Annotated in this window: 17 protein-coding genes; 10 read left to right on the forward strand and 7 right to left on the reverse strand. The window is 62.0% G+C overall.

The genetic code is table 11. The annotated features are described in order from the left end of the window. Positions 1–72 precede the first annotated feature (72 nt). Complete coding sequence (locus MWN76_RS02685; RefSeq protein ID WP_250459110.1) at positions 73–513, forward strand: host attachment protein; 441 nt, start codon at positions 73–75, stop codon at positions 511–513. Positions 514–639: 126 nt separating this feature from the next. Beyond that, positions 640–1,593, forward strand: coding sequence for a magnesium/cobalt transporter CorA (corA, locus tag MWN76_RS02690; protein ID WP_250459112.1), 954 nt, complete (start codon positions 640–642; stop codon positions 1,591–1,593). Between the two features lie 235 nt (positions 1,594–1,828). Here corA and MWN76_RS02695 read toward each other — a convergent pair whose 3' ends face one another. After that, on the reverse strand, positions 1,829–3,343 hold the full coding sequence (locus tag MWN76_RS02695; RefSeq protein ID WP_250459114.1) for a dipeptidase: 1,515 nt from the start codon (positions 3,341–3,343) through the stop codon (positions 1,829–1,831). Positions 3,344–3,475: 132 nt separating this feature from the next. On the opposite strand from MWN76_RS02695, the gene MWN76_RS02700 reads away from it, so the two are divergent. From MWN76_RS02700 to MWN76_RS02710, 3 genes are all read left to right on the forward strand, one after another. Continuing rightward, on the forward strand, positions 3,476–4,147 hold the full coding sequence (locus MWN76_RS02700) for a hypothetical protein (protein WP_250459116.1): 672 nt from the start codon (positions 3,476–3,478) through the stop codon (positions 4,145–4,147). Positions 4,148–4,317: 170 nt separating this feature from the next. Then, positions 4,318–4,911 carry a cytochrome b gene (locus MWN76_RS02705; RefSeq protein WP_250459118.1) on the forward strand — a complete coding sequence of 198 codons (594 nt, stop codon included), beginning with the start codon at positions 4,318–4,320 and terminating at the stop codon, positions 4,909–4,911. 11 nt (positions 4,912–4,922) lie between these two features. After that, complete coding sequence (locus MWN76_RS02710; RefSeq protein ID WP_250459120.1) at positions 4,923–5,489, forward strand: YceI family protein; 567 nt, start codon at positions 4,923–4,925, stop codon at positions 5,487–5,489. A 379-nt stretch (positions 5,490–5,868) separates the two neighbouring features. On the opposite strand, the gene MWN76_RS02715 is transcribed toward MWN76_RS02710, so the two are convergent. The 5 genes from MWN76_RS02715 to ectA all read right to left on the reverse strand — a co-directional run bounded on the left by MWN76_RS02715 (position 5,869) and on the right by ectA (position 11,513). Continuing rightward, complete coding sequence (locus MWN76_RS02715) at positions 5,869–7,329, reverse strand: sodium/proline symporter (protein ID WP_250459123.1); 1,461 nt, start codon at positions 7,327–7,329, stop codon at positions 5,869–5,871. Positions 7,330–7,437: 108 nt separating this feature from the next. Beyond that, the gene (locus MWN76_RS02720; protein WP_250459125.1) at positions 7,438–8,886 is read right to left on the reverse strand and encodes an aspartate kinase; all 1,449 of its coding nucleotides are present in this window, start codon (positions 8,884–8,886) and stop codon (positions 7,438–7,440) included. A 74-nt stretch (positions 8,887–8,960) separates the two neighbouring features. Next, on the reverse strand, positions 8,961–9,365 hold the full coding sequence (locus MWN76_RS02725) for an ectoine synthase (protein WP_250459127.1): 405 nt from the start codon (positions 9,363–9,365) through the stop codon (positions 8,961–8,963). 122 nt (positions 9,366–9,487) lie between these two features. Beyond that, positions 9,488–10,822: a diaminobutyrate--2-oxoglutarate transaminase gene (ectB, locus tag MWN76_RS02730; protein WP_250459129.1), complete on the reverse strand. Its 1,335-nt coding sequence runs from the start codon at positions 10,820–10,822 to the stop codon at positions 9,488–9,490. Positions 10,823–10,877: 55 nt separating this feature from the next. Further along, positions 10,878–11,513: a diaminobutyrate acetyltransferase gene (gene ectA / locus MWN76_RS02735; RefSeq protein WP_250459131.1), complete on the reverse strand. Its 636-nt coding sequence runs from the start codon at positions 11,511–11,513 to the stop codon at positions 10,878–10,880. 328 nt (positions 11,514–11,841) lie between these two features. Here ectA and MWN76_RS02740 point away from each other — a divergent pair, with 328 nt between their 5' ends. The 5 genes from MWN76_RS02740 to MWN76_RS02760 all read left to right on the forward strand — a co-directional run bounded on the left by MWN76_RS02740 (position 11,842) and on the right by MWN76_RS02760 (position 21,835). Then, complete coding sequence (locus MWN76_RS02740) at positions 11,842–12,345, forward strand: MarR family winged helix-turn-helix transcriptional regulator (RefSeq protein WP_250459133.1); 504 nt, start codon at positions 11,842–11,844, stop codon at positions 12,343–12,345. A 492-nt stretch (positions 12,346–12,837) separates the two neighbouring features. Continuing rightward, positions 12,838–13,824, forward strand: coding sequence for an FHA domain-containing protein (locus MWN76_RS02745; protein ID WP_250459134.1), 987 nt, complete (start codon positions 12,838–12,840; stop codon positions 13,822–13,824). A 110-nt stretch (positions 13,825–13,934) separates the two neighbouring features. Continuing rightward, positions 13,935–16,523 carry a serine/threonine-protein kinase gene (locus tag MWN76_RS02750; RefSeq protein WP_250459135.1) on the forward strand — a complete coding sequence of 863 codons (2,589 nt, stop codon included), beginning with the start codon at positions 13,935–13,937 and terminating at the stop codon, positions 16,521–16,523. An 85-nt stretch (positions 16,524–16,608) separates the two neighbouring features. Then, positions 16,609–19,194, forward strand: coding sequence for a serine/threonine-protein kinase (locus MWN76_RS02755; protein WP_250459136.1), 2,586 nt, complete (start codon positions 16,609–16,611; stop codon positions 19,192–19,194). A 97-nt stretch (positions 19,195–19,291) separates the two neighbouring features. After that, positions 19,292–21,835 carry a serine/threonine-protein kinase gene (locus MWN76_RS02760; RefSeq protein ID WP_250459137.1) on the forward strand — a complete coding sequence of 848 codons (2,544 nt, stop codon included), beginning with the start codon at positions 19,292–19,294 and terminating at the stop codon, positions 21,833–21,835. On the opposite strand, the gene MWN76_RS02765 is transcribed toward MWN76_RS02760, so the two are convergent. Next, entirely contained in the window at positions 21,836–22,318 is a 483-nt protein-coding gene (locus MWN76_RS02765; RefSeq protein WP_250459138.1) for a hypothetical protein, read from the reverse strand. Positions 22,319–22,531 lie beyond the last annotated feature (213 nt).

Genomic DNA, 22,531 nt, shown 5'->3' on the forward strand with positions numbered 1-22,531 from the left:
GGCGGTAATTCACAGGCGTGAATGGCACCGTTTTCAACTAGCATTGGCAGGGACAACAGAGAGGAATCGAGCATGGCACTTGCATGGGTCCTGGTGGCCAACCAATCACACGCGCGCCTGTTCGAGGCGGACAAGCGCGCCAGCGCACTCCACGAACTGGAGTCCATGATCTACCCGGAGAGCCGCCTGAAGGGGCGCGACATCTACGCCGATGCCCCGGGGCGCACTTTCGACCGCAGCGGCGAGGGCCGTCACGCAATGGGCAACTATCGCGAGCTGCGCCGCAGGCCGGCGCGCAACCGCTTTGCCCGCGAACTGGCTCACGCGCTGGAGCGCGGGCGCGAGGAAGGGCGTTACGAAAAGCTCTATATCGTGGCCGAACCGCAGATGGTCGGCAGCCTGCGCGATGCTCTGGATTCCCCGACGCGCGCGGCCATTGCCGGCGAGACCAGCAAGAACCTGGTGAGCAGTGAGACGGACGAAATTCGTGCGCAATTGCCGCACTGGCTGTAACTATTGTGCGAATCCGGAACGCTTTCGATTGATTTGCGGCAGGCAGATTGTAACCATGTGGTCTGTCCCGACCTGAACCCTGGCGTGTTGCAAGGTTCCGGGTCTCCATACCACATGGTCATTTGCATGCTGAGACTATTTGAAATAGAGCGCGGCCGGATTGCCGAACAGCCCTACCAGGGCACTGTTACCGAACAACAATTGTCGGAGACCATCTGGGTCGACCTGCAGGACCCACAGGAGAGCGAGCGCGACCTGCTGGAACAGTTGCTGAGAACCGAGCTGCCGGAGGCCGAGGATGTCGATGAGATCGAGGCCTCGGCACGCTATTTCATCGACGCCGCCGGGGTGCATATCCACTCGCTGTTCCTGACCCAGAGCGAGGGCCGCCACGATACCAATACGGTGGCGTTCATCCTGCAGCCGGGCCGGCTGATCACCGTGCGCGACAGCGAACTGGCGGATTTCCGCCTGCTGCGCATGCGCGCGCGCCGCGGCCAGGTGGAGGCGCGCAGCGCGCAGGAGCTGACGGTGCAGGTCTTCGAGCAGAAGGTGGAGAACCTGGCGGACGCGCTGGAGGATATCCACGTAAAGCTGGGCGAGGCCAGCTACCTGGTGCTGGAGGAAGAGGATTCGGATCTGGAAGATGCCATCGATATGCTGGCCAAGCTGGAGGACAGCAACGGGAAGGTGCAGCTGTGCCTGATGGATACCCGCCGCTCGATCACTTTCCTGCAGCGGCATATCCATATCGACAGCGAGCTGCAGGAGAGCTTCCGCGATATCACCCGCGATATCGACACCCTGATGGCGCACACCGGCTTCCTGTTCAACAAGATCAACTTCCTGATGGACTCGACCCAGGGGTTCATCAATATCCAGCAGACCAACATCATCAAGATGTTCTCCATCGCCGCCGTGGTCTTCCTGCCGCCCACGACCGTGGCCAGTATCTACGGCATGAACTTCGATCACATGCCGGAGCTGGACTGGCTGCTGGGGTATCCGTTTTCGCTGGCGCTGATCGTGCTTTCCGGCATCGCGCCGTATCTGTATTTCAAGAAGAAGGGATGGCTGTAGGGACGAACCTGTTTGCTGTGGGGGAGTTCGGTTTCGGTGGCGCCACTGCTACCGGTGGGAATTTGTCAGACACGCTGTGAATACATCCCTGTACGCTCTAATCGGCATCCATGCCTCATAAGGACTGCCAAATCCCCACCGGTAGCAGTGCCTTCGCATCAACGTCTGTACTTCTATTTGGCCGTGAAGGTAGCTTCAAAAGAAAAGTGTGGCCGACGCGAAGGCCCGCCCGCCATTACAGGTTGCCGATCTCGATCATCATGGCCGTATACATCCGCAGGTTCAGGCGAAACTGTTCGACGGTCATGAACTCGTGCTCCGAGTGGCCGGTGTAGGCCCTGCCCGGCATGGACGGGCCGAAGCTGACCGCGTGCGGCAGCAGTTTGGCATTGGTGGAACCGCCGATGGCCACCGGGCCGGCGTCCTCGATACCGGTGAAGTGGCGGAACACCTCCAGCAGCGGCTCCACGTGCATGGCGTTTTCCACCCGGTAGGGCGTGCCCAGCTCCACTTCCACCCCGGCCAGTTCGATACCGCTTTCCTTCTGCCAGCCATCCAGTGCCGCGCGGATCTCCCGCTCCAGGCGACCGGCGGACTTGCCGGTGGGGCGGCGCAGGTTCAGGTAGCTGGTCAGCCCCCCGTCATCCGCCTTGACCATGGTGACCGCCGCCGTCATGGGCCCCATGAAATCGTCGCTGTAGGCGATCTCGCCAAACGGCTCCGCCACGATACCGGTACCCACCAGGTCGTTCAGGTAGCGCACCATGGTGCCGGCGGCATTGGCTGGCCACTGGTGGACCGAAAGCGCGTCGGCCAGGAAGGCGATCGCATTGACGCCGTGCTGTGGCTCGGAGCTGTGGGTGGCCTTGCCCCTGGCCGTGATCGACAACGCACCGTCATCCCGCGCGGAAAATTCATAGGCCATCCCTTCCTGCCCCGCGGCGCGGGCGCGGATCGCTTTTTCCAGCGCAGGGGTACTATTGATCACAGTGGCGTGGGCCTCATCCGGCACCTGGCTGCGGAAGTAGCCGCCGCGGAACTCGTCCAGATAGGGCGCGGCGGATTCTGCCAGCGGCCTGTCCGCGGCGGTGACGCGCACCTCGCTCCAGCCCTTTTCCGCCGTGACCACCGGATAGTTGGCATCGATGGTGATGTTGTAGGCGGGGATCGGGTAACGCTTCAGGAACTCCCGCAGCGGCCCCCAGTCGGACTCCTCCGCCAGGTAGACGATCAACTCGATGCGGCGCTTCAGCGGCACGCCCCTGTCCTTGATCGCCTTCATCGCGTAGAGGGCGGTAGCAATGGGGCCCTTGTCGTCCTCGCTGCCGCGGGCTATCAGTTTGCCGGGCTCGCTTTCGCGGTCCAGCTCGAAGGGGCTCTTCTGCCACTTGGACGGGTCCGCCGGCTGCACATCGCCGTGGGTAACGATACCCAGCTTTTCCTCGCCATCGCCCAGGGCGACAATCACCACATGGCCGTGATCCTCGAATTCCAGGCCCAGCGCCCCGGCCCTGTCGCTCAACGCTTTCTTGAAGCCGGTAAACTCGGGGTTCTCTTCCAGCGGCAGGTCCTCGCGTGCGAAGGTCTTGTATTGCACCAGTTCGGCCAGGGTATCGGTCATCGCCGTTTGGTAGGTTTCCACCGCATAGTCGGCGGTTTTCTGCGCCACCGGCGAGACCCCGGCAACGGCCAGTGCCGGGGCGCACAGCAGCAGCGCGGCCAGTCGATTGAACAGGGAACGAATCTGCACGGGCAACTCCCATAACGATAAAAACGCCATTATACCGCTAGCGGCGCCTCAATTCCCGTGGCAAACGTGCAACTGCTAAGCTTGAAGTCTGCGGATATAAGTTGATCAGGGCCGCAAAGACCGGAAACCAGCATGAGACAGCACAACGCCAAGTCTTTTCATCGACGCAAGTGGCTCAGCGTGGATCAGGCCGTCACCCACCTCAGTGCCGTCGTCGAGGAACCCCTGAGCAGTGCCGATCTGGCCGACCTGGCCGATCAGTACCAGCTGGACCTCTACTGGTACCGTCCCGGCCAGCAGGTGGCCTACCTGGACCGTCCCGAGGTGAGCGAACTGAGCGGGCCCCTGCGCCTGTGCGCGGAAAATCACAGCGACTGGAGCGCGATTACCGGCATCCTGCGGCACCGCCCCGCCCTGCCCGCCTATGAACAGGACACTCCGCTGCTGGAAGACGAGCAGGGCAACCGGTTGCGGATCATTTTCGACAACCGCGAGCGCCCGGAGCCGTTCAGCGCCCGCTGGTACCCGAACTACGCCGAACTGGTGCTGAAGCGCCGCGAGCTCGAGCAGTTGGAGCCGCGACTTTTCTCGCCATCGGACCTGGACAGCGAGCTGGAACCCCACCTGCTGCTGAACGTCATCTGGCAGCTGGAACAACTGGCCCTCGACAGCTCGCAGCCGCGCCATTCTCCTGAGTGGTTGGCGGATCAACTGGCACGGCGCTCCGAAGCCGTCGATCGCACCGCCGTGGAACGCATCCTGGCCGCAGCAGAGCGGGAGGGCGCGCGCGGCACGCCGCACTGACCCGGTCGATATCCCCACTGATACTGCGGAAATTCGCTTTCCTGCGAATTTTTCGATAGGTTGCTTCTGGTTTTTTTGCTATTCCCGCAACAGAAAATTTTTATAATCCCGTGCAGACTATCCCAATGGCGGGACTGCACTGTTATCGATCACTTTTTTGGGGGAACTCCGTGGCAGCCAGAAACAGCAATGCCCGATACGGCTGGGTGGCCATCGCCCTGCACTGGCTGATGGCGCCGGCCATTATCGGCCTGTTTGCCCTCGGCTGGTGGATGCGCCAGTTGTCCTACTACGATCCCTGGTATCGGCAGGGGCCGGAACTGCACAAGGGCATCGGCATCCTGCTGCTGGGCCTGCTGCTGTTGCGGCTGGTATGGAAACTGCTGAACCCCAGCCCGGCGGCCGAAGCCGGCACGCCGCGCTGGCAGGCACTGGCCGCGCGGCTCGCCCACGGGATTCTCTACCTGCTGTTGCTGGTCATCATGACCTCCGGCTACCTGATCTCCACCGCCGACGGTCGCGCCATCGACGTCTTCGGCTGGTTCAGTGTGCCCGCCACCGTACAGGGCCTGCCTCACCAGGAAGACATCGCCGGGCAGGTACACGAAATACTGGCCTGGAGCCTGATGGCGCTGGTGGCCCTGCACGCGCTGGCGGCACTGAGACACCACTTTATCGACCGCGACGCAACCCTGCGTAAAATGCTCGGGATGCGCGCACGGCCACAAAGTGGCCAATCACCGGAACTCACCACCACACAATAAGGGAGCACACCATGAAGAAACTCGCCGTACTGTTATTCGCCACTCTGCTGGGCGCCACCGCCCAGGCCGCAGAGTACAAAATCGACACCAAGGGCGCCCACGCCTTTATCCAGTTCCGCATCAAGCACCTGGGCTACAGCTGGCTCTACGGTCGTTTCGACGACTTCAAGGGCTCGTTCACCTACGATGAGAGCGCGCCGGAGAAATCCTCCATCAACGTGAACATCGACGTGACCAGCCTCGACAGCAACCACGCCGAGCGCGACAAGCACCTGCGCGGCGAGGATTTCCTCTACACCGAGAAATTCCCCACCGCCACCTTCAAGAGCACCGACTTCGAACCGCTGGGTGATGGCAAGGCCAAGCTGACCGGCGAACTCACCCTGCGTGGCGTCACCAAGCCGATCACCATCGATGTCAGCGATATCGGCGGCGGCAAGGATCCGTGGGGTGGCTACCGCCAAGGCTTCACCGGCACCACCGAATTCGCGCTGAAGGATTTCGGCATCGACTACGACCTGGGCCCGGCCTCGCAGAAAGTGGAAATGATCCTCGACGTGGAAGGTATCCGCCAGTAACGCGATGCTTTCCTGGCGCACTCAGGGCAACAGCCCGACACAGACCCGCCATAACAGAATCAGCCCGGCATCAACGCCGGGCTTTTTTATGCGCTCAGGTTAGTGCAGTGGCCGGGTTCCTGCAGGCTCACCATTGGCGATACTACAATCGTTTACCAGGCAACAAAGACAATTTCGAATGCACGGCGTTGTGCAAACCGGTATAGGGGGCGCCGTGCGCGTTGCATAGAGCTGCACCAGCGCCGCGGCAGCTTCCCGAGGCCGCGGCGGACTTTCCGAAATCCCCACCAACAAAAAGCCCGGCAAAAATGCCGGGCTTTTCTATCTCAGGCTATCGCCGCTCATCGCTTTCGAACTCTGCTTTTACGCTTTTCCGCGCTCAGGCTCCGACACTCGACAATCGCGCCGCGCCAGACAGGCCACAGAGCCGGCCAATACCGTACACCACCCAGGCACTCGCCAGTGCCGGCAGCACTTCAGAGATGGTCCCATTGAACCCGGCTACGCGCCAACCAACAGCTACGGTGCTGGCCACCACGACCATCGCGACGGCCAGCGCTTCCCGGGGCCGCCCGCCCAGCGCATAAACTACCAGCAGGCCACCGAAGGCGGAGCCCAGCACGCCCCAGGCGAACAGCACCAGGTTGAACACATTGTCCTTGGCGAACAGGGCGATGAGCAGAGACGCACCCACCACGACCAGCGTGGCGATGCGAGCGGTGGCGTAGCCGTGCCAGCGCGAGGGTATCAGGTCGCGGGACAGGCAGGCGCTGCAACTGAGAATCAGCGAATCCACGGTGGAAATAGTGGCGGCAAAGAGGCCTGCCAGCACCAGGCCGGTGGCCAGTGGGTGCAGCAGCACGTCCGCCATCACCGGCAGCGCCAGCTCGGCATCCAATTCACCCCCTCTCATCACCAGGGACGGGTCCACCGCCCCCTGATCCATCAGCAAGCGCGCCATCAGGCCCACACTTACCGCCAGGAGGTAGAAGGCCACGAACCAGAGATAGTAGTAGATGCGGGCCCGCTGAATACTTTTCACATCGTCACAGGCCATAAAGCGCACCATCACATGGGGCTGACCGATCACCGCCGCCCCGGCAAAGGTCCAACCAACCAGGAACAACAGCGCACCGGTCCACCCACTGGCAGCGGATTCGGCGGGGAAAAACTGGAAGAAACTGGGGGAAACCTCTTGCAGGCCACTCCAGGCCGGCTGCCAACCGCCGACGGCGGCAACTGCGACCGCGAGCATCACCGCCATGGCGATGATCATCACCACTGACTGCGCGGCATCCGTCCACACCGAGGCACGCAAACCGCCGGAAAAGCCGTAGCAGAGCACCATCACTGCGCCGATAATTGCACCGGTGCGCACGTCCCAGCCGAACAGCGCCTCCAGGGCCTTGCCGCCGGCCTTGAACTGGGCCGCAGCGTAAACGCCCAGCAAAGCTACGGCGATAAGTGCGGTCACTATCTTGAGCAGCTGGAAATTCTCTCCACCCCAGCGGGACAACAACTCCGGAATGGTGAGAGTGCCGCGCTGCTCGCCCATTTGCCGCACCTTGCGCGTCACTAGGGTAGCCGCCATCCAGTCCCCCAGAATCCAGCCCACCATCATGGTGAATGCCGGCAGACCAGTGGCGTAGGTGTAGCCGATCACACCGATAAACATAAAACCGGAATTGTTGGTAGCTACCGCGGAGAGACCGGTGAGTGAGGGCGGCAGGGAACTGCCCGCAAGCAGGTAGTCAGACTGCTTCTTGGAGCGGACCAGCACCGACGAAAAGCCGATCAACAGAAACAGCAATAGGAAACCGATAAAACTGGCAAGCAGCATGGGATAGCGCCCCCGGATATGAAGCCTCTCCGCCCCCAGAGCGGAGAGGCTGGTTTTTATTGTTGGGAATATTGTGTCTGCGCCAGAATACCACTTATGGCGAGGTAATCACGCCGCACAAATTGCCTCACCGTGGTCGTAGACTTCAACCAGGGCGTGGTGCAGGCTTTTCACGGCGCTTTCGTAGTCGCTTTCATTGACCACGAACTGCATGTCCACCTGGCGCATGGACTGGTGCACGGCCAGTACGCTGATATTGGAGCGGGCCAGCGCGGCCACGGCTCGGGACAGCATGCCCGGTACCTTCATGTCACTGCCGATGGCGGAGACCACGGCCACCTTGCGCACCTGGATATCGCAGTCCGGGTATTTGTCGCAGATGGCACCGCGAATACGCTTGACCGTTTTCAGGTTGTTGGCCAGGAAGTGGGTGATGGTATTGGCGTTGGTGTCCTTGGTCACCACGCTGCCCTTGAAGCGGCCGATGATCTCGTTGATCGTGCGGTCGTACTGGGTCATGGAACCCATCATGTCCTGGTCGAAGCACTCCACCGCGTAGATATTCTTGCGGCCGGCGATGATTTCCACACAGGGGGTTTCACTGACATAGTCGCCGGTGACCAGCGTGCCGGCGTGCTCCGGCTCGAAGGTGTTCATGACACGCAGCGGGATTTCCTGCTGGCGCAGGCCCTTGGCGGCGCGCGGGTGGATCGCCTCCATGCCCAGGTTGGCCAGTTGGTCGGCCACGTCGTAGTTGGTGCGGCCGATCGGCACCGCCTGTTCCTCGCCGACGAGGCGCGGGTCGGCGCTGCTCAGGTGATATTCCTTGTGGATGATGGCCTCGCGCGCGCCGGTTTTCACCGCGATGCGGCTGAAGGTCATTTCGCTGTAGCCGCGGGCGAAGGTTTTCATCAGGCCCTCGGCAGTGTGTGCGTAGCCGGTGGCAATCGGCAGCTCGGTGGCCAGGTCGATATCGGCGAAGGCGCGCTCGATACGCTCGTCCAGGCTCAGGTGCTCGCCGTCCTGCCAGCCGGTCAGGTCGACAAAGCGCGCCTTGATGCCCTCGAGTTTCAGCAGCTCGGCGGTGTTCCAGGCACTGTGCGCCTCGCCCAGGCTGGCCAGCATTTCGCTGACGGTATTCAGGTGGCCCTCCAGTGCGAAGTGGCCGTGTTGGCAGACCCGCTCCAGGTCGGCCAGGCAACTCTCGGCATCCGCCAGGCGCTCGCCGATAAAGGCGTTGGCCTTTTCCAGCTGTGCGGGCTCGGTAAACAGGGTACCGTTGATTTCTTCCATTCGGGCGCGCAGGCCGCTCACGGCTTCGGACCAGCTGCCCTCTTCATCGTCGGCACTGGCGAACAGGGCGAAGACACCCGGCCGCCCGGATTTCTTGTGCTCCAGCAGCATGTCGGTGATACCGCCGTAGGCGGAGACCACGAAGACGCGCTGATAGAGGCCCTCTTCCTCGGCTTTGCCGTCTTTGAAAATAATGTTGTCGCGAACAGCGGCGTAGTCGCTCATGGACGTGCCGCCAATTTTTTCCACCGTGTGTTGTTTCATGGTTTTCCTGTAGATGTATCAGTGACTTGTGGGTGAACCGGCGCCGCGGCGCCGGTTCTGCACTACAACATCTATTATTTGTCGTCTTTGACTTCTTCAGCGTCCAGTTCGTAGGCACCTTCGGCATTGTGTACTTCCTTGCCGTGCAGCGGCGGGTTGAAGACACAGGCCATCTTCATTTCGGTCTTGGCACGCAGGATATGCTTGTCGTGCTGGTCGAGGATGTAGATGGCACCCGGCTTGATTTCGTGCTCGATCCCATCGGCCTCCGCAGTGACGCTGCCTTCACCGGAAATGCAGTACACGGACTCCAGGTGATTCTGGTAGTGGAAGTTGTGCTCGGTGCCGGCATAGATGGTGGTGATATGGAAGGAGAAACCCATGTTGTCGTTTTTCAGCAACAGGCGGGTGCTGTCCCAGCCGTCGGACTTGATCAGGCGTCCGCTTTTCTCGGCATCTTGCAAATATCTAACAATCATCACTTTACTCTCATTGATGGGTTGATCGAATTCTCATACTTGCGGGGCGCGCCATGCGCACCCCGCGACCTCAACTGCAGGGCCCTACCCCCGGACTCGATCCGGGGACAGATACTGTGCAATCAGGCGGCACCGGCGACTTCGCCGTCCTTGCCGGAGGACTCCGTATCGTCGGCGAAGAAATCGTGCTCCTCCGGTACCTCGCTGCCTTTCAGCACCTTGGCCACGGCGGCTTCGACAATGTCCAGCGCGCGGGTCAGGTTCTCGTCGCTGATGGTCAGCGGGCACAGGGTTTTCACCACCTGGTCGTCGGCACCGCTGGTCTCGATCACCAGGCCGTGCTTGAAGGCCTCGCTGGTGATCTTGTCCGCCAGCTCGCCGCTGATGCAGTTCAGGCCGCGGAACATGCCGCGACCGCGGGTGGTCATGTTGCCGTCGCCGTACTTGTCGACAATCTTGCTCAGGCGCTGTTCGATGTAGTCGCCCTTGCGCTGCACTTCCTTGGCGAACTTGTCGTCGCTCCAGTAGTGATTGATGGCCGCGGTGGCGGTGACGAAGGCCAGGTTGTTGCCGCGGAAAGTACCGTTGTGCTCACCCGGCTTCCACTGGTCCAGTTCCGGGCGCATCAGCACCACGGCGAACGGCAGGCCGTAGCCGGACAGGGATTTGGACATGGTTACGATATCCGGCTTGATACCCGCTTCCTCGAAACTGAAGTAGCTGCCGGTACGGCCGCAACCGGCCTGGATGTCGTCGATAATCAGCAGCACGTCGTGCTTGCGGCACACGGCTTCCAGGTTCTGCAGCCACTCGGCGCTGGCCGCGTTGATACCGCCCTCGCCCTGTACGGTTTCGACCATCACCGCGGCCGGCAGGTCGACGCCGCTGGAAGAGTCGGACAGCACCTTGTCCAGGTAGGCGGTGGTGTCGATGTCGTCACCGAGGTAGCCGTCATAGGGGATACGCGCAACACCGGCCAGGCTGGTGCCGGCGGCACCGCGGTGGTGGGAGTTACCGGTGGCGGCCAGGGCACCAACGGTGCAGCCGTGGAAGCCGTTGGTGAAGGTGACGATATTCTCGCGGCCCTTGTACTTGCGCGCGATCTTCATGGCCGCTTCCACGGCGTTGGTGCCGGTGGGGCCGGTGAACTGCATGACGTAGCTCAGGTCGCGCGGCTTGAGGATCTTCTCGGAGAAGGTTTCCAGGAACTCCTGCTTGGCCTTGGTGTGCAGGTCCAGGCCGTGGGTAATGCCGTCGGCCTGGATGTACTCCAGCAGCGCTTCCTTGAATACCGGGTTGTTGTGGCCGTAGTTCAGGGTGCCGGCACCGGCGAGAAAGTCCAGGTACTGAGTGCCGTCCTCGTCGTAGAGGTACTCGCCCTGCGCCTTGTTGAAGATACGCGGGAAGGCGCGTGCATAGCTCTGTACTTCCGATTCGATCTCGTCAAAAATTTTCATGTTGGCAAACCTTTGCTTGATTAATTGGCAATTCGCAGTAAAGAAAAGGCGGGGATTACCCGGGTTCCGCCGATTCGGAAAACGGGCCGATGCGCAGCAGCATCTCGCTGTCGTGGTGACCCTGGAAGTGGCGTTCGCGGTCGAACATCACCGACTCGGCAATGCTGGTGCCCAGCTTGCGGGCCAGGCCGCGGAACAGGGCCCAGGAGGCTTCGTTGTCGGGGGTAATGGTGGTTTCCAGATAGCGCACCTGTGCGCAGGCGGGGCGGCGCAGTATCTCGCGAATCATGCGCCCGGCCAGGCCCTGGCCGCGGCCCGCTTCGGCCACCGCCACCTGCCACACAAACAGGGTATCGGGGCGCTCCGGAACCAGGTATCCGGAGACAAAGCCGGCCAGCTCGCCGTCCACTTCGGCGCACACGCTGGTGTCGGCAAAGTGGCTGGCCTGCAGCAGGTTGCAGTAAATGGAATTCTCATCCAGGGGTGGGCAGCGACTGATCAGGCGGTGCACGTTGGCACCGTCCTCACTCACCGGTCGGCGCAGCAGGGCTTCCCTATTGTTGGCCCTTTCGTTGGCCTCACCCCGCCGCGCTGTGACCTTTTCTTCCGGAGACTCTTCAGTTTTGCTTTCCGAGCTTCCGCTCTGCGATTTCGCAACGCTTGTGGCGCTCAAATCAATACCTTTAGTCATCAAATTTTTGTTTGGGATGCAGAAGTTGGCCCTAATGCCGCATTTTGCACCATTTAGGTCAAACTTGACCTTTTACTGGAAAAATTATTTACTGGTCTAAATAATTTTTTGCATAGTACTCTAAACAATTGCGAGAGATCAAGACGACCCCATGCAAAGTGATCACAAATTAAGCAGGCCGGATCACCTGGAACCGGACCGCACCAGCGGTGCCAAAACGGGCGCGCGCGGGGAGAGAACTCATGGGTCGGCAATTGACAAACCGGAAATGGCGCATAAAGTCGCTCTCAGGCACCTTTCCCGCCGAGACCTGCAGAGCCTCCTACTGATGGACAAAATCGAAGAAGTACTGACCACCCTGCGCCGCCTGATCCGCGCCACCGACCTGCACTCCAAGCAACTGGTCAAGACCGCCGGCCTCACGGCGCCGCAGTTGCTGCTGCTGCAGGCGATCCGCGAAAAGGGCCAGGTCACCATCGGCGCCCTGGCCCGGGAAATCAGCCTCAGCCAGGCCACCGTGACCACCATCCTCGACCGCCTGGAAAAACGCGGCATGGTCTACCGCGAGCGCTCCTCCCAGGACAAGCGCAAGGTGCACGCCTACCTGACCGACAAGGGCATGGATATCCTGCGCGATGCACCGACGCCCCTGCAGGACCATTTCGTACGCCAGTTCCGCGACCTGCGCGAGTGGGAGCAGTCGATGATCATCTCCTCTCTGCAGCGCGTGGCGCTGATGATGGACGCCGAACATATCGACGCCTCCCCGGTGCTGGATATCGGCGATCTTGACCGCAAGGACAGCCGCCAGGGGCCACAGGAAAAAGAATAGTCGCGAAAAGAGAAACGGGGCGGACAGGGCCACTGCCATTTGTGCATTTTCTGCCGTTTGGCGTTGTAAAAGCGGTAATTTTCGCTGGAAACTTTTCGCGCCAAACGCAACGAACCCACGAATTACCACTCATTCGCATTCAATCGTTGCATTCACACGGAAGTTCGGTATAAATGGTGCGACAACACTAAAGTGGCTGCCGACCCTCTGGTTAGCGGTCGCTCATCAAGACAGGGCGTAACAACAAATTACAAAGCGCCGCTGAAAAATGGCTTTCGACGTCGGTTATGGGGCTCAACCGGCGTCGTATCGGCACCGGTTTTTCAGCGGCGATTTCCGGCGCCTGGCGAAATGAAAACCGATATATCGATATCGGCCCCTCCGGTTTTCCATCTGCGAGCAATGCTCCCCGCCACGCGCCCCTGTCCCGCTTCAGAATTCAGACGTTGCCGCACCTTCCCCGCGGCAACCAGGGGGAAAAGGAAGCAAACCATGGCTTGTTTGCAACATCCAGACAGGGAACAGCCCGTTTACCTGATGGCACACCACACCGTCGGCCGCCGCCAGGGCAAAGTGGACACGCGCATCACCAGTGCGGAGATTTCCGGTATTCACGCCGCCATCCAGTGGACCGGCACCCACTGGAACATCCGCGATCTCAGCCGCAACGGCACCTGGGTCAACGACCAGCAACTGGTGCCGGCCAAGAACTATCCGCTGCAACAGGGCGACCGGATTGCCTTCGGCCGCGCCAGGAACCCGGAGTGGGTGGTGGAAAACCTGGACGCACCGGAGAACCTGCTGATCGACCTGATGGGCGGCGAGGCCCAGCCCCTGGAGCAGTACCACCTGCTGCCGGACGAGCGCGAGCCGCTCGCCAGCCTGCACTTCAGCCCGGTCTCCGGCCAGTGGCTGTACGAGCTCACCGGCAATTCCAACAGCGCCGACAACGCCACCGCCGTCAGGCACGGCGACCGCATCGACTGCGGCCTGCACAGCTGGCAGCTGTTCCTGGCCGACAACCAGGGCGCCACCACCGAGCTGTCGATGCAACAGCTCTCCATTACCGACTTCGACCTGCGTTTTGCCGTCAGCCACCACGAGGAACACGTGCAACTGCAGTTGCGCCGCGAGGATATGAAACTGGCGCTGCCCGCGCGCATCCACCACTACCTGCTGATGTACCTGGCGCGCGCACGCGTGCGCGACTTGGAGGCCGGTGCAGATGTCGACGCCCAGGGCTGGGTCTCCATCCAGGTGGCCACCCGCGAGCTCGGCATCACCGTCAACCACCTGAACACGCAGATATTCCGCGCGCGCAAGCAGATCGCCGAATCGCTGCCGGACGCGATCGATACCTCCGGCCTGGTGGAGCGGCGCTCCTGGGAAGTGCGCCTGGGCTGCAAGCGTTTCGAGATCTACAAGGGCTCGGAACTGGAGGCACAGACCCTGCGCCGGCAGCCACTGCCGATGGATTGACGGGCCGCAGTCCGGGACGGGGCCCGGGCCGGGGCCAGGACAACAACACAGATTTGCTAGGGACGGCAGAGAGCAATAAGAGTGCAATAAAAGGCGGTAAAGCCAGGCTCATGACGTCAGAGCAGTTACCTTTTCATATCGGGCGCTACCAGGTTACCCGCCGGCTCGGCTCCGGCGGCATGGGCGTGGTGTACCTGGCCACCGACGACAGGCTGCACCGCCAGGTGGCCATCAAGCAGTTGCTGAAGAACCCCACCAGCGATTCCGCCCACCTGCGCATCCGCAAGGAAGCCCTGCTGCTGGCGCAGCTGAACCACGCCAACATTGTGCAGATCTACGATGTCGTGGAAGAGCGCAATGACGTCGCCCTGGTAATGGAGTATGTGAACGGCAGCTCCCTCGACAGCTGGCAGCGCGAACGCGACCCGGGCCTGCGCCAGAAGATCCAGCTGCTGAAGCAGATCTGCAGCGGCCTCGCCCGCGCCCACAGCATCGGCATCATCCACCGCGACCTGAAGGCCGACAACATCCTGATCGACGACAGCAACATCGCCAAGATCACGGATTTCGGTATCGCCAAGAACTGGCGCGAACACAGCGACCTTACCCGCGAGCAGCATATCGCCGGCAGTTGGGGCGCCATGTCGCCGGAGCAGGCGCTGGGCAAGCCGCTGGACAACCGCTGCGACCTCTTCGCCCTGGGCGTACTGGCCTACCGCCTGCTGTGCGGACAGGGCCCCTTCGGCGACAACGAGAGCCCGTTCGTGATCGTCGATCGCGTGGTCAACATCGCGCACCCGCCGGCGAACAGGCTCAACCCGGAACTGCCGGCGCCGCTGGTCCAGCTGCTCGACCGGTTGCTGGCCAAGGACCCGGCCGGGCGCCCGCTCAACGCCACCGCGGTGGCCGCCGAGCTGGACGCCGCCCTGCTGGCCCTCGACGACAACGGCGGCGACGCATTCAGCCCCACCGTCACCGTTACCGCCGAGGACTATCACCGGCGCCGGCAGCGCAGTGGCGACCGCCGCCGGGCCCTGCTCGGCGCCCTGGCCGTCGGCTGTACGGCTCTGCTGGTAGCGGCCGCGGTGGCCCTGTGGCCGGAAACCGACAGTGGCGGCGGGCGCTATATCGCCGTGGTCGCGCCGCACCGGGATGCGTTCGACAACCGCGAGGAACAACTGCTCGCCAGCAGCATGCTCAGCGCCATCAAACAGGGGCTCTCCAACCGGCAGGGCCTGCTGCTGGTGCCCTACACCGAGTCCCGGCAGCAGCGCGGCCAATCGCTGCGCGAACAGGCCCGCGCCCTCAATGCAGACCTGCTGCTGCACCCGTCGCTGAATTGCGAAACCGCCCACTGCGAGGCGTCGCTGGAACTGATCGACACGCGGAATTTTGCCGTTACCGCCAGCCGCAGCGCCGTGCTGGAACTGGGCGAGCCCCTCGACAGCCGCGCGCGCGTGCTGCAGCAACTCACCTACCTGTTCCCACACAATCCACCCCGCGGCCCGGGCGCGGGCTTCGATGTCAGCGCGGCCGATTACCAGCGCTATCTGGAACTGTACGAACAGCGCGACGACGACGTCAGGGCCGCGGAAACCATGCGGGCGATGGAGACACTGCAGGCCAATAACCCCGGCTTTCCGCCCTACTACCGGCTCTACAGCGAGCTGGCCATCGACCTGTACGACAACACCCGCAACGCCGCCGCCCTGGCACGGCTGGAGAGATTCCTGCAGCGGGTCCCCTACGAGATCAACGACCACCCCGCCGTGCTCGAGGCGCGGCTGGAACTGACCATCACCCGCGACGACGCCGATCGCGCCGAGGCGCTGCTGCAACAGCTCAAGGTGACACTGCCGGACCGGGCCAGCTACTACGCACAGCTGGCCAGCTACTACGACTATCGCGACAACTATCCGGAGGCCCTGGCCGCGATCGATCGCGCCCTCGCCCGCCGCACCAGTGCCGTCTACCTGCGGCAGAAGGCCCTCTACCTGAGCCGCAGCGGCCAGATGGACGCCGCCAAGCCCTACCTGCTGCAGGCCATGGAACTGGGCGACAGCAATATGGAGGCTCTCTCCCTGCTCGCCGCCAACGAGCTGGACAGCGGCCGCCCCGGGGAGACCATCCGCCTGCTCAACTCCGCCGACGTCGAGCAGCTCAGCGTGCTGAACACCTACAACCTGTGCCTGGCCTATTACATCGAGGAACAGCTCGAGCGGGCACAGCAGTGCATGGCCGGCGTCGCCGAGCGCGCCCCCAAAGACGCCGACCCGCTGCTCTACCAGGCGGAAATCGCCCGCGCACAACAACAGCCGGAGCGGGCGCGGGCGCTCGCCCGCCGCGCGCTGGCACTCACCGATGATCGCGACAACTGGTCGGCCCAGTTGATGCGCGCGCGCGCCTACGCCGAACTGGGCCAGGCCGACCTCGCCATCGAGACACTACTGCGGATCCGCCGCAGCGCCCCGGACGATCTCTATACCAACTACGCCCGCGCGCAGGTCTATATCGCCACCGGCGACCAGCTTTCCGCCAAGGCCCATATTCGCAAGACCCTGGAGCAGGGGGTATCGCCGACCTGGTTCGATACCGAGCGCTTCGCCGCGGTATGCGCGGGCGACGGTTTTGCCGACCTGCGCAGTGAATATCCGGCCCTGTGTGCCGGGCGGGCCGAAACCAGGATCGCCCGCAAATAGTCGCGGCAGCGCGTGTGGGGTAGACTGCACGCCGCCGCAGCCCGGGCCAACAGACAGACCAGGACTTCGACAAGCACAGAGCGCCATGGAAACCGACGCACCGGAACAGCAGAAACCGGGCCGCTACCGCCTCGAGCGCAAGCTCGGCGCCGGCGGCATGGGCGTCGTCTACCTGGCCGAAGACACCCAGTTGCGACGCCGGGTGGCCATCAAGAAGCTGCTGCCGGACACCGCCGGTGCCTCCGCACAGCAGCGCATCCGCCGGGAAGCCCAACTGCTGGCGCAGCTCAATCACCCCAATATCGTGCAGCTCTACGACGTGTTCGACGAGGACGACGGCGGTATCGCGCTGGTCATGGAGTACGTCGAGGGCACCACACTGCGGGCATGGATCGACGACCGCTCCATCTCCCTGCGCGCCAGGATCGATATCCTGGCGCAGGTCTGCCGGGGCCTGGAGCAGGCCCACCAGCTGGGCATCATCCACCGCGACCTGAAACCCGAGAACATCCTGGTCAGCCACCGCGGCGCCACACCCGCGGCCAAGATCACCGATTTCGGTATCGCCAAGAGCTGGCGCGAGCGCAGCAACCTCACCAGCGAGCAGCATATCGCCCTCAGCTGGGGCGCCGTCTCGCCGGAACAGGCGCAGGGCAAGGCACTCGACCAGCGCAGCGATCTCTTCGCCCTGGGCATACTCGCCTACCGCCTGCTGTGCGGGCGGAACCCGTTCGGCGACAGCGACAGCCCCTACCTCATGGCCGAACGCATCATCCGGCGCCCGCACCCGCCGGCGCGCCGGGTCAACCCGGCACTGCCGGAAAAACTCGGCCGGCTGCTGGACCGGCTGCTGGCAAAAAAACCCGCGCGGCGTCCCGCCAGCGCCGCCGATGTGGCCGCGGAACTGGAAGCGCTGGACCCCGGCGCCAGCGACGATACCGGCACCGCCGCGCTCGATCCGGAACACTTCTACCGCCGGCGGCGCCGCTTCGGGTTCGCCACCGGGGCGGCTCTCGCCGTCGCCGCGGGGCTGGCGGTCGCGGCGGCAATCTCCCTGTGGCCGGGGGAAAAGCCGGACCGCACCGCGCGGTATATTGCCGTCGTACCGGCGACAGTCGACACGGCGGAACAGAAACGGGAAGTTCACCTGCTTTTCCAAAGCGTACAGAACGCCATCCGGCAGGGTCTTTCCAACCGCGAGGGGCTGTACCTCGTCCCCCAATCCGAATCCCGACAACTGCACAACCAATCCATGCGTCGCCAGGCTCGTGCCCAGGATGCACAGTTGTTGCTCAACCCAGACATTGACTGTGGAGAAAAAAACTGCGATCTGTCGCTGGAGCTGATCGAAACGGAAGGCTTTTCCGTGATCGCCAGCCGCCAGTTCTCCCTGAGCCTGGACTCCAACCTGGGTGGGTTTGAACAGACACTGCAACAGGTCAATTACCTGCTGCCTCAGTACCCACCGCGCGCGCAGAGCCCGAAGCTGACCATCAGCGAGGAGGATTACCGGCGCTACCTGGAGCTGCAACCGCGAGGCAAGACTTTCCAGAGTATCGGGGAAACCCTGGATGCCCTGGAGGAACTGCAGGAAAGGGCCCCCCAATTTCCCCCTGTTTACGAACTCTATGGGCAATTGGCCTTCGACGACCGGTTCAGCAATCGCAACATGAACTCCATCGACCGGCTTGAAGAAATGCTCGCCAAGGCGCCGCCGGAGATTGCCGACACCGTGGAAATACTGAGCGCCCGACTCTTCCTGTACCACGCGCGCTACAACTGGGACGCCTCGGCAGAGGTCCTGGCACAGCTGAAATCCGCCCTGCCGGACCGGGCCAACTACTACCAGGCGGAGGCCATCCATTACCACCTGCGCGGCGACTATGAACGGGCGCTGATCGCGTCGGACAAGGCCCTGGCCCTGCGTACCAGCACCAACTACCTGCTGCAGAAAGCACTGTCACTCAGTTATAACGGCCAGATGGAGGCCGCCAGGCCCTACCTGCAACAGGCACTGGAGATCGACAGCAGCTATGCCGACACCCGCTCGCTGCTGGCCGCCAACGAACTGGATATGGGCCGCACCGGGGAAACCATTCGCCTGCTCGACGATGTCGCCCCCGGCAAGCTGAGTGCGCTGGATTTCTACAACCTGTGCATGGCCCACTACCTGGAAAGGCATTTCCAGCGGGCGGACCAGTGCTTCGCAGATCTCTACACGGCCCTGCCCAGTGACGTGGAGCCCCTGCTGTACCGCGCGGAGATCGCCCGCGAACGGGGTGACCCGCAACGGGCGCGGCAGTTCAGCGAGCGCGCCCTGGAACTCAGCCGGCAGCGCGAAGGCTGGGAGAACCGGTTGGTGCAGGCCCTGGCACACGCCCAGTTGGGCCAGTCCGAACGCGCCGTGACCTCGCTGCTGGAAACCCGGCAACGGGCCCCGGACGACACCTACGTCAACCAGGCCCTGGCCCAGGTCTATATCGCCACAGACGACCTGAATTCCGCCGAGGCCCATATCCGCAGGTCGCTGGAACTGGGGCAGGCCCCCGTTTGGTTCCGGACCCGGCGCTTTGCGAAGCTCTGCAGCCACCCGGAATTTGCCGACCTGCGCGCCGAATACCCGGCGCTGTGCGAGGGCGGCACAGCGCCTGCCCGGGTTGTTCAGAAATAGTACCCTCCCACCAAACAGGGTAAACTGTGCGCCGATCCGCCGCCGTACTGCGCGGAACAGGGCCGTAACCGATCACCGCCAACAAGAATAAATGGCTATGGAAGTCGCCGAACCCGAACAGGAGCAACTGGGCCGCTACCGCATAGAGCGCACGCTCGGCGCCGGTGGCATGGGCGTCGTCTACCTGGCCGAAGACACCCGCCTGCGCCGCCAGGTAGCGATCAAGAAGCTGCGCAAGGACAGCACCAGCGAATCCGCCAGCGCCCGCATCCACAGCGAGGCGCAACTGCTGGCGCAGCTCAACCACTCCAATATCGTGCAGCTCTACGACGTGCTGGAAGAGGACGGCGGCATCGCGCTGGTGATGGAATATGTCGAGGGCACCACCCTGCGCGAGTGGATGCGCGAGCACACGGCGCCGCTGCGGGAAAAGCTGGGCCTGCTGATGCAGATCTGCAAGGGCCTGACCGAGGCCCACTCCCTGGGCATCGTGCACCGCGACCTGAAGCCCGACAATATCCTCATCACCTTCAACGGCACCGCCAAGATTACCGACTTCGGCATCGCCAAATCCCTGGATCACGAGGCCACCGATATCACCCGCGAAGACCAGGTGGCCGGCACCGTGGACGCCATGTCCCCGGAACAGCTGCAGGGCCTGCCCCTGTGCGCCCGCTCCGACCTGTTCAGCCTCGGCACCATCGCCTACGAACTGCTGTGCGGCGCCAAGCCGTTCGACAAAGGCGAGGGCGGCAGCATGGCGCTGGCGCAAAAGGTGGTCAACGAACCCCATATCCCGCCGCAACAAGCCTGGGAACGGCTGCCGGAACCGCTGGCGGTCCTGCTGGACAAACTGCTCGCCAAACAGCCCCACCGCCGCCCGGAATCCGCGCAGCAGGTCTACGAGGCGCTGGCGTTCCTGTACCAGCAGGGCTCCGATACCGACACCCAGCAGTTCTCCGAAACCGTCACCCAACTGCTGCGCAAACCGCCCAACCGGCACAAGCGGCTCCTGTCCACCATCGCCGGACTGGTGATTGCGATCGGCGCCGGCTACTGGGGCTGGCAGGAAATCACCCGGCTGGAACCGCAGTATATCGCCGTGATGCCGGTGGAGATCAGCGGCGAAGTGCGCGGCGAGGACAATGCCAAGGCACTGACCGCGACCATGGTGCGCCAGGCGCTGATGAACGCGGCCTCGCAGTTGAAGGCCAGCGCCTTGGTGAGTTTTACGCCGAAGGAAGGCGAGGATTTTGACGCGCAGTTGAAGGCGCTGCGGGAGAAGGGGGTGACCGATGCGCTCTATGCGCGGCTGGACTGTGCGCGGGTGCGGTGTGAGATTGAGTTGCAGCGGATTGGGCCAAAGGACAGCCAGATCAAACAGCAGACTGACTTTGCGTTCTTGGCGGATAAGCGGCAGGAGGCGGAATACCGAATCAGCAATCGCACTGTCGAGTTTTTCCCGACTGGCTATCAGAAAGAGTCCTCTACGGCTAAAGCCATGTCCGATGAACATTATGGACAGTACCTGGATATTGCCTCCCGCAGAGAAAGTCGCGAAGTGACGGACAGTGACCTATCAGCACTGGAACGACTTATCACGATTTATCCGCAGAACCTCAATCTATACAGGACGCATGCGGATATCACTACGTATCTGTTTCTTGAAGACGGAAAGAGCGAACGCCTGAAATCTTCCTTGGCCTTAATCAATAGTGGAAAATCGCAGATCCCGGACAGTTCAAGTCTGCTCGAAACCGAGCTGTTAATTCGCTCGTTCGACACGGATAAAAAGGCGTTTAATCGCACGTTTTCACAGCTAGAGAAGCAGGGACTGCCGACATCCAATCTGCTTGGGCAGTACTCTCGTTTCCTGTTCGGGCAGGGGGACTATAAATCAGGGCTGCGCTATGCGCAGGATGCTGCTGCACTAACCCCATCGGCCGATAATCTGTATCTGATCGCAATCAATCAAACTGCCGGCGGCGACTATACTGCGGCTCGAGCCACACTGAAGGGGTTAACCCAGAACTATCCACAACACTGGTCGTCGTATTCGCTGCTCGGCGTAATCGAGCTGGAAAGTGGCAACTCAGCAGCTGCCGAGGCGGCAATAACTGAGATTCCCAAGGAGCTGCGTAGCTGGCGCACAAAATCCAACCTCGGTGTCACTTACTTTTTAATAGGCGAATACGATCAGGCGCTTAAGGTCTACCAGCAAGTCTTAAAGGCAGTCCCAAACAACACTCCAACGTTAGCTCAAATCGCAGAAACTTATTTGGCTCTAGGCTTTCGAAAGCAAGCAAATGATAGCTTTCAGAAAGTACTAACTCTCACAGATGGCAGCAACGACTTTGAAGACCAATGGCATCATGCGCTTGCTTTAGCCAATTTAAATCGGCTCTCTGAAGCAATTTCTCTAACCCACAAACTACTTAAAGAGGCTCCAGAAGACACCGACATCAAGTACGTAGCTGCACAAATATACACGCTATCAGAAGAGTGGCATTCTGCCAGCTACCAAATAGAGGAACTGCTACAACAGGGTATGAGCACAGAGTGGTTCAATCTGCCCGCTTTCCAGCGACTCTGCACCCAGCCCCAAGTGTCCGCGGACGTAAAGACCGCTATCTGCGACTGATTACCTCGGGTCGATCTGCGCGTTCGGATCACCGGAAACAAAATGCATTCCGGTCTCCACATCCTCACACAGCCACAGGAAGGAGAAGTTATCCGGAATCTCCTCCCGGTCCCGAATCCAGATCACCAGTTTGGTATACCCCTGCGGCGTCCAGCGGGCCCGCGCCCAGAACTGGTGCTTGAAATCCGGGCTCAGCGCGATAATGCCGTCCAGCCCGTTGCGCCAGCAGTGGGAGAATTCCAACTCCCGACCCGGCACTTCTGACAGGTCCAGGGTAATATTCAGCTTGACCAGCCCGCGCTCACCGCAGAAACGGAAGCGCATATTGCCGAAATGCTCGTCCGGGCTGTCCTGGTTGAACAGCGGCCAGTACTGCGGCTTGCCGTCGTCGCCCGGGTTCAACGGCTTCAAAACCAGGTCCAGGCTCTTCCCGCATCCAGGTACTTCGATATCCAGCACCGGCAATTCGTCACATTTGCTCATAAATCCACCCCTTATAAAAAACTTGTTGTATTCGTTCCAGATTTTGTGAGTCAACGCACATAACAAGGATACTGCATTCCACATCCATGAGGAATGCACTGCCAACCCCATAGCAATAAAAAAAGCCGGCAGCAACGCAGTTACTGCCGGCCCGAATTGATGGTCCCAGCCATCGACGGTTACAACAACACTATCAAGAGCGAAAATGAGGCA

Origin of the sequence: Microbulbifer litoralis, from assembly GCF_023634065.1 — a bacterium.
In the GTDB taxonomy this organism is placed as follows: Bacteria; Pseudomonadota; Gammaproteobacteria; order Pseudomonadales; family Cellvibrionaceae; genus Microbulbifer; species Microbulbifer litoralis.

Bases quoted from the DNA above. Each gene is read 5' to 3' on its own strand.
- MWN76_RS02745 (WP_250459134.1), top strand. From the start codon at position 12,838: ATGGCTTGTTTGCAACATCCAGACAGGGAACAGCCCGTTTACCTGATG.
- MWN76_RS02710 (WP_250459120.1), top strand. From the start codon at position 4,923: ATGAAGAAACTCGCCGTACTGTTATTCGCCACTCTGCTGGGCGCCACC.
- ectA (WP_250459131.1), bottom strand. From the start codon at position 11,513: ATGACTAAAGGTATTGATTTGAGCGCCACAAGCGTTGCGAAATCGCAG.
- ectB (WP_250459129.1), bottom strand. From the start codon at position 10,822: ATGAAAATTTTTGACGAGATCGAATCGGAAGTACAGAGCTATGCACGC.
- MWN76_RS02755 (WP_250459136.1), top strand. From the start codon at position 16,609: ATGGAAACCGACGCACCGGAACAGCAGAAACCGGGCCGCTACCGCCTC.
- corA (WP_250459112.1), top strand. From the start codon at position 640: ATGCTGAGACTATTTGAAATAGAGCGCGGCCGGATTGCCGAACAGCCC.
- MWN76_RS02760 (WP_250459137.1), top strand. From the start codon at position 19,292: ATGGAAGTCGCCGAACCCGAACAGGAGCAACTGGGCCGCTACCGCATA.
- MWN76_RS02715 (WP_250459123.1), bottom strand. From the start codon at position 7,329: ATGCTGCTTGCCAGTTTTATCGGTTTCCTATTGCTGTTTCTGTTGATC.
- MWN76_RS02740 (WP_250459133.1), top strand. From the start codon at position 11,842: ATGGACAAAATCGAAGAAGTACTGACCACCCTGCGCCGCCTGATCCGC.
- MWN76_RS02725 (WP_250459127.1), bottom strand. From the start codon at position 9,365: ATGATTGTTAGATATTTGCAAGATGCCGAGAAAAGCGGACGCCTGATC.
- MWN76_RS02750 (WP_250459135.1), top strand. From the start codon at position 13,935: ATGACGTCAGAGCAGTTACCTTTTCATATCGGGCGCTACCAGGTTACC.
- MWN76_RS02700 (WP_250459116.1), top strand. From the start codon at position 3,476: ATGAGACAGCACAACGCCAAGTCTTTTCATCGACGCAAGTGGCTCAGC.
- MWN76_RS02685 (WP_250459110.1), top strand. From the start codon at position 73: ATGGCACTTGCATGGGTCCTGGTGGCCAACCAATCACACGCGCGCCTG.
- MWN76_RS02720 (WP_250459125.1), bottom strand. From the start codon at position 8,886: ATGAAACAACACACGGTGGAAAAAATTGGCGGCACGTCCATGAGCGAC.
- MWN76_RS02765 (WP_250459138.1), bottom strand. From the start codon at position 22,318: ATGAGCAAATGTGACGAATTGCCGGTGCTGGATATCGAAGTACCTGGA.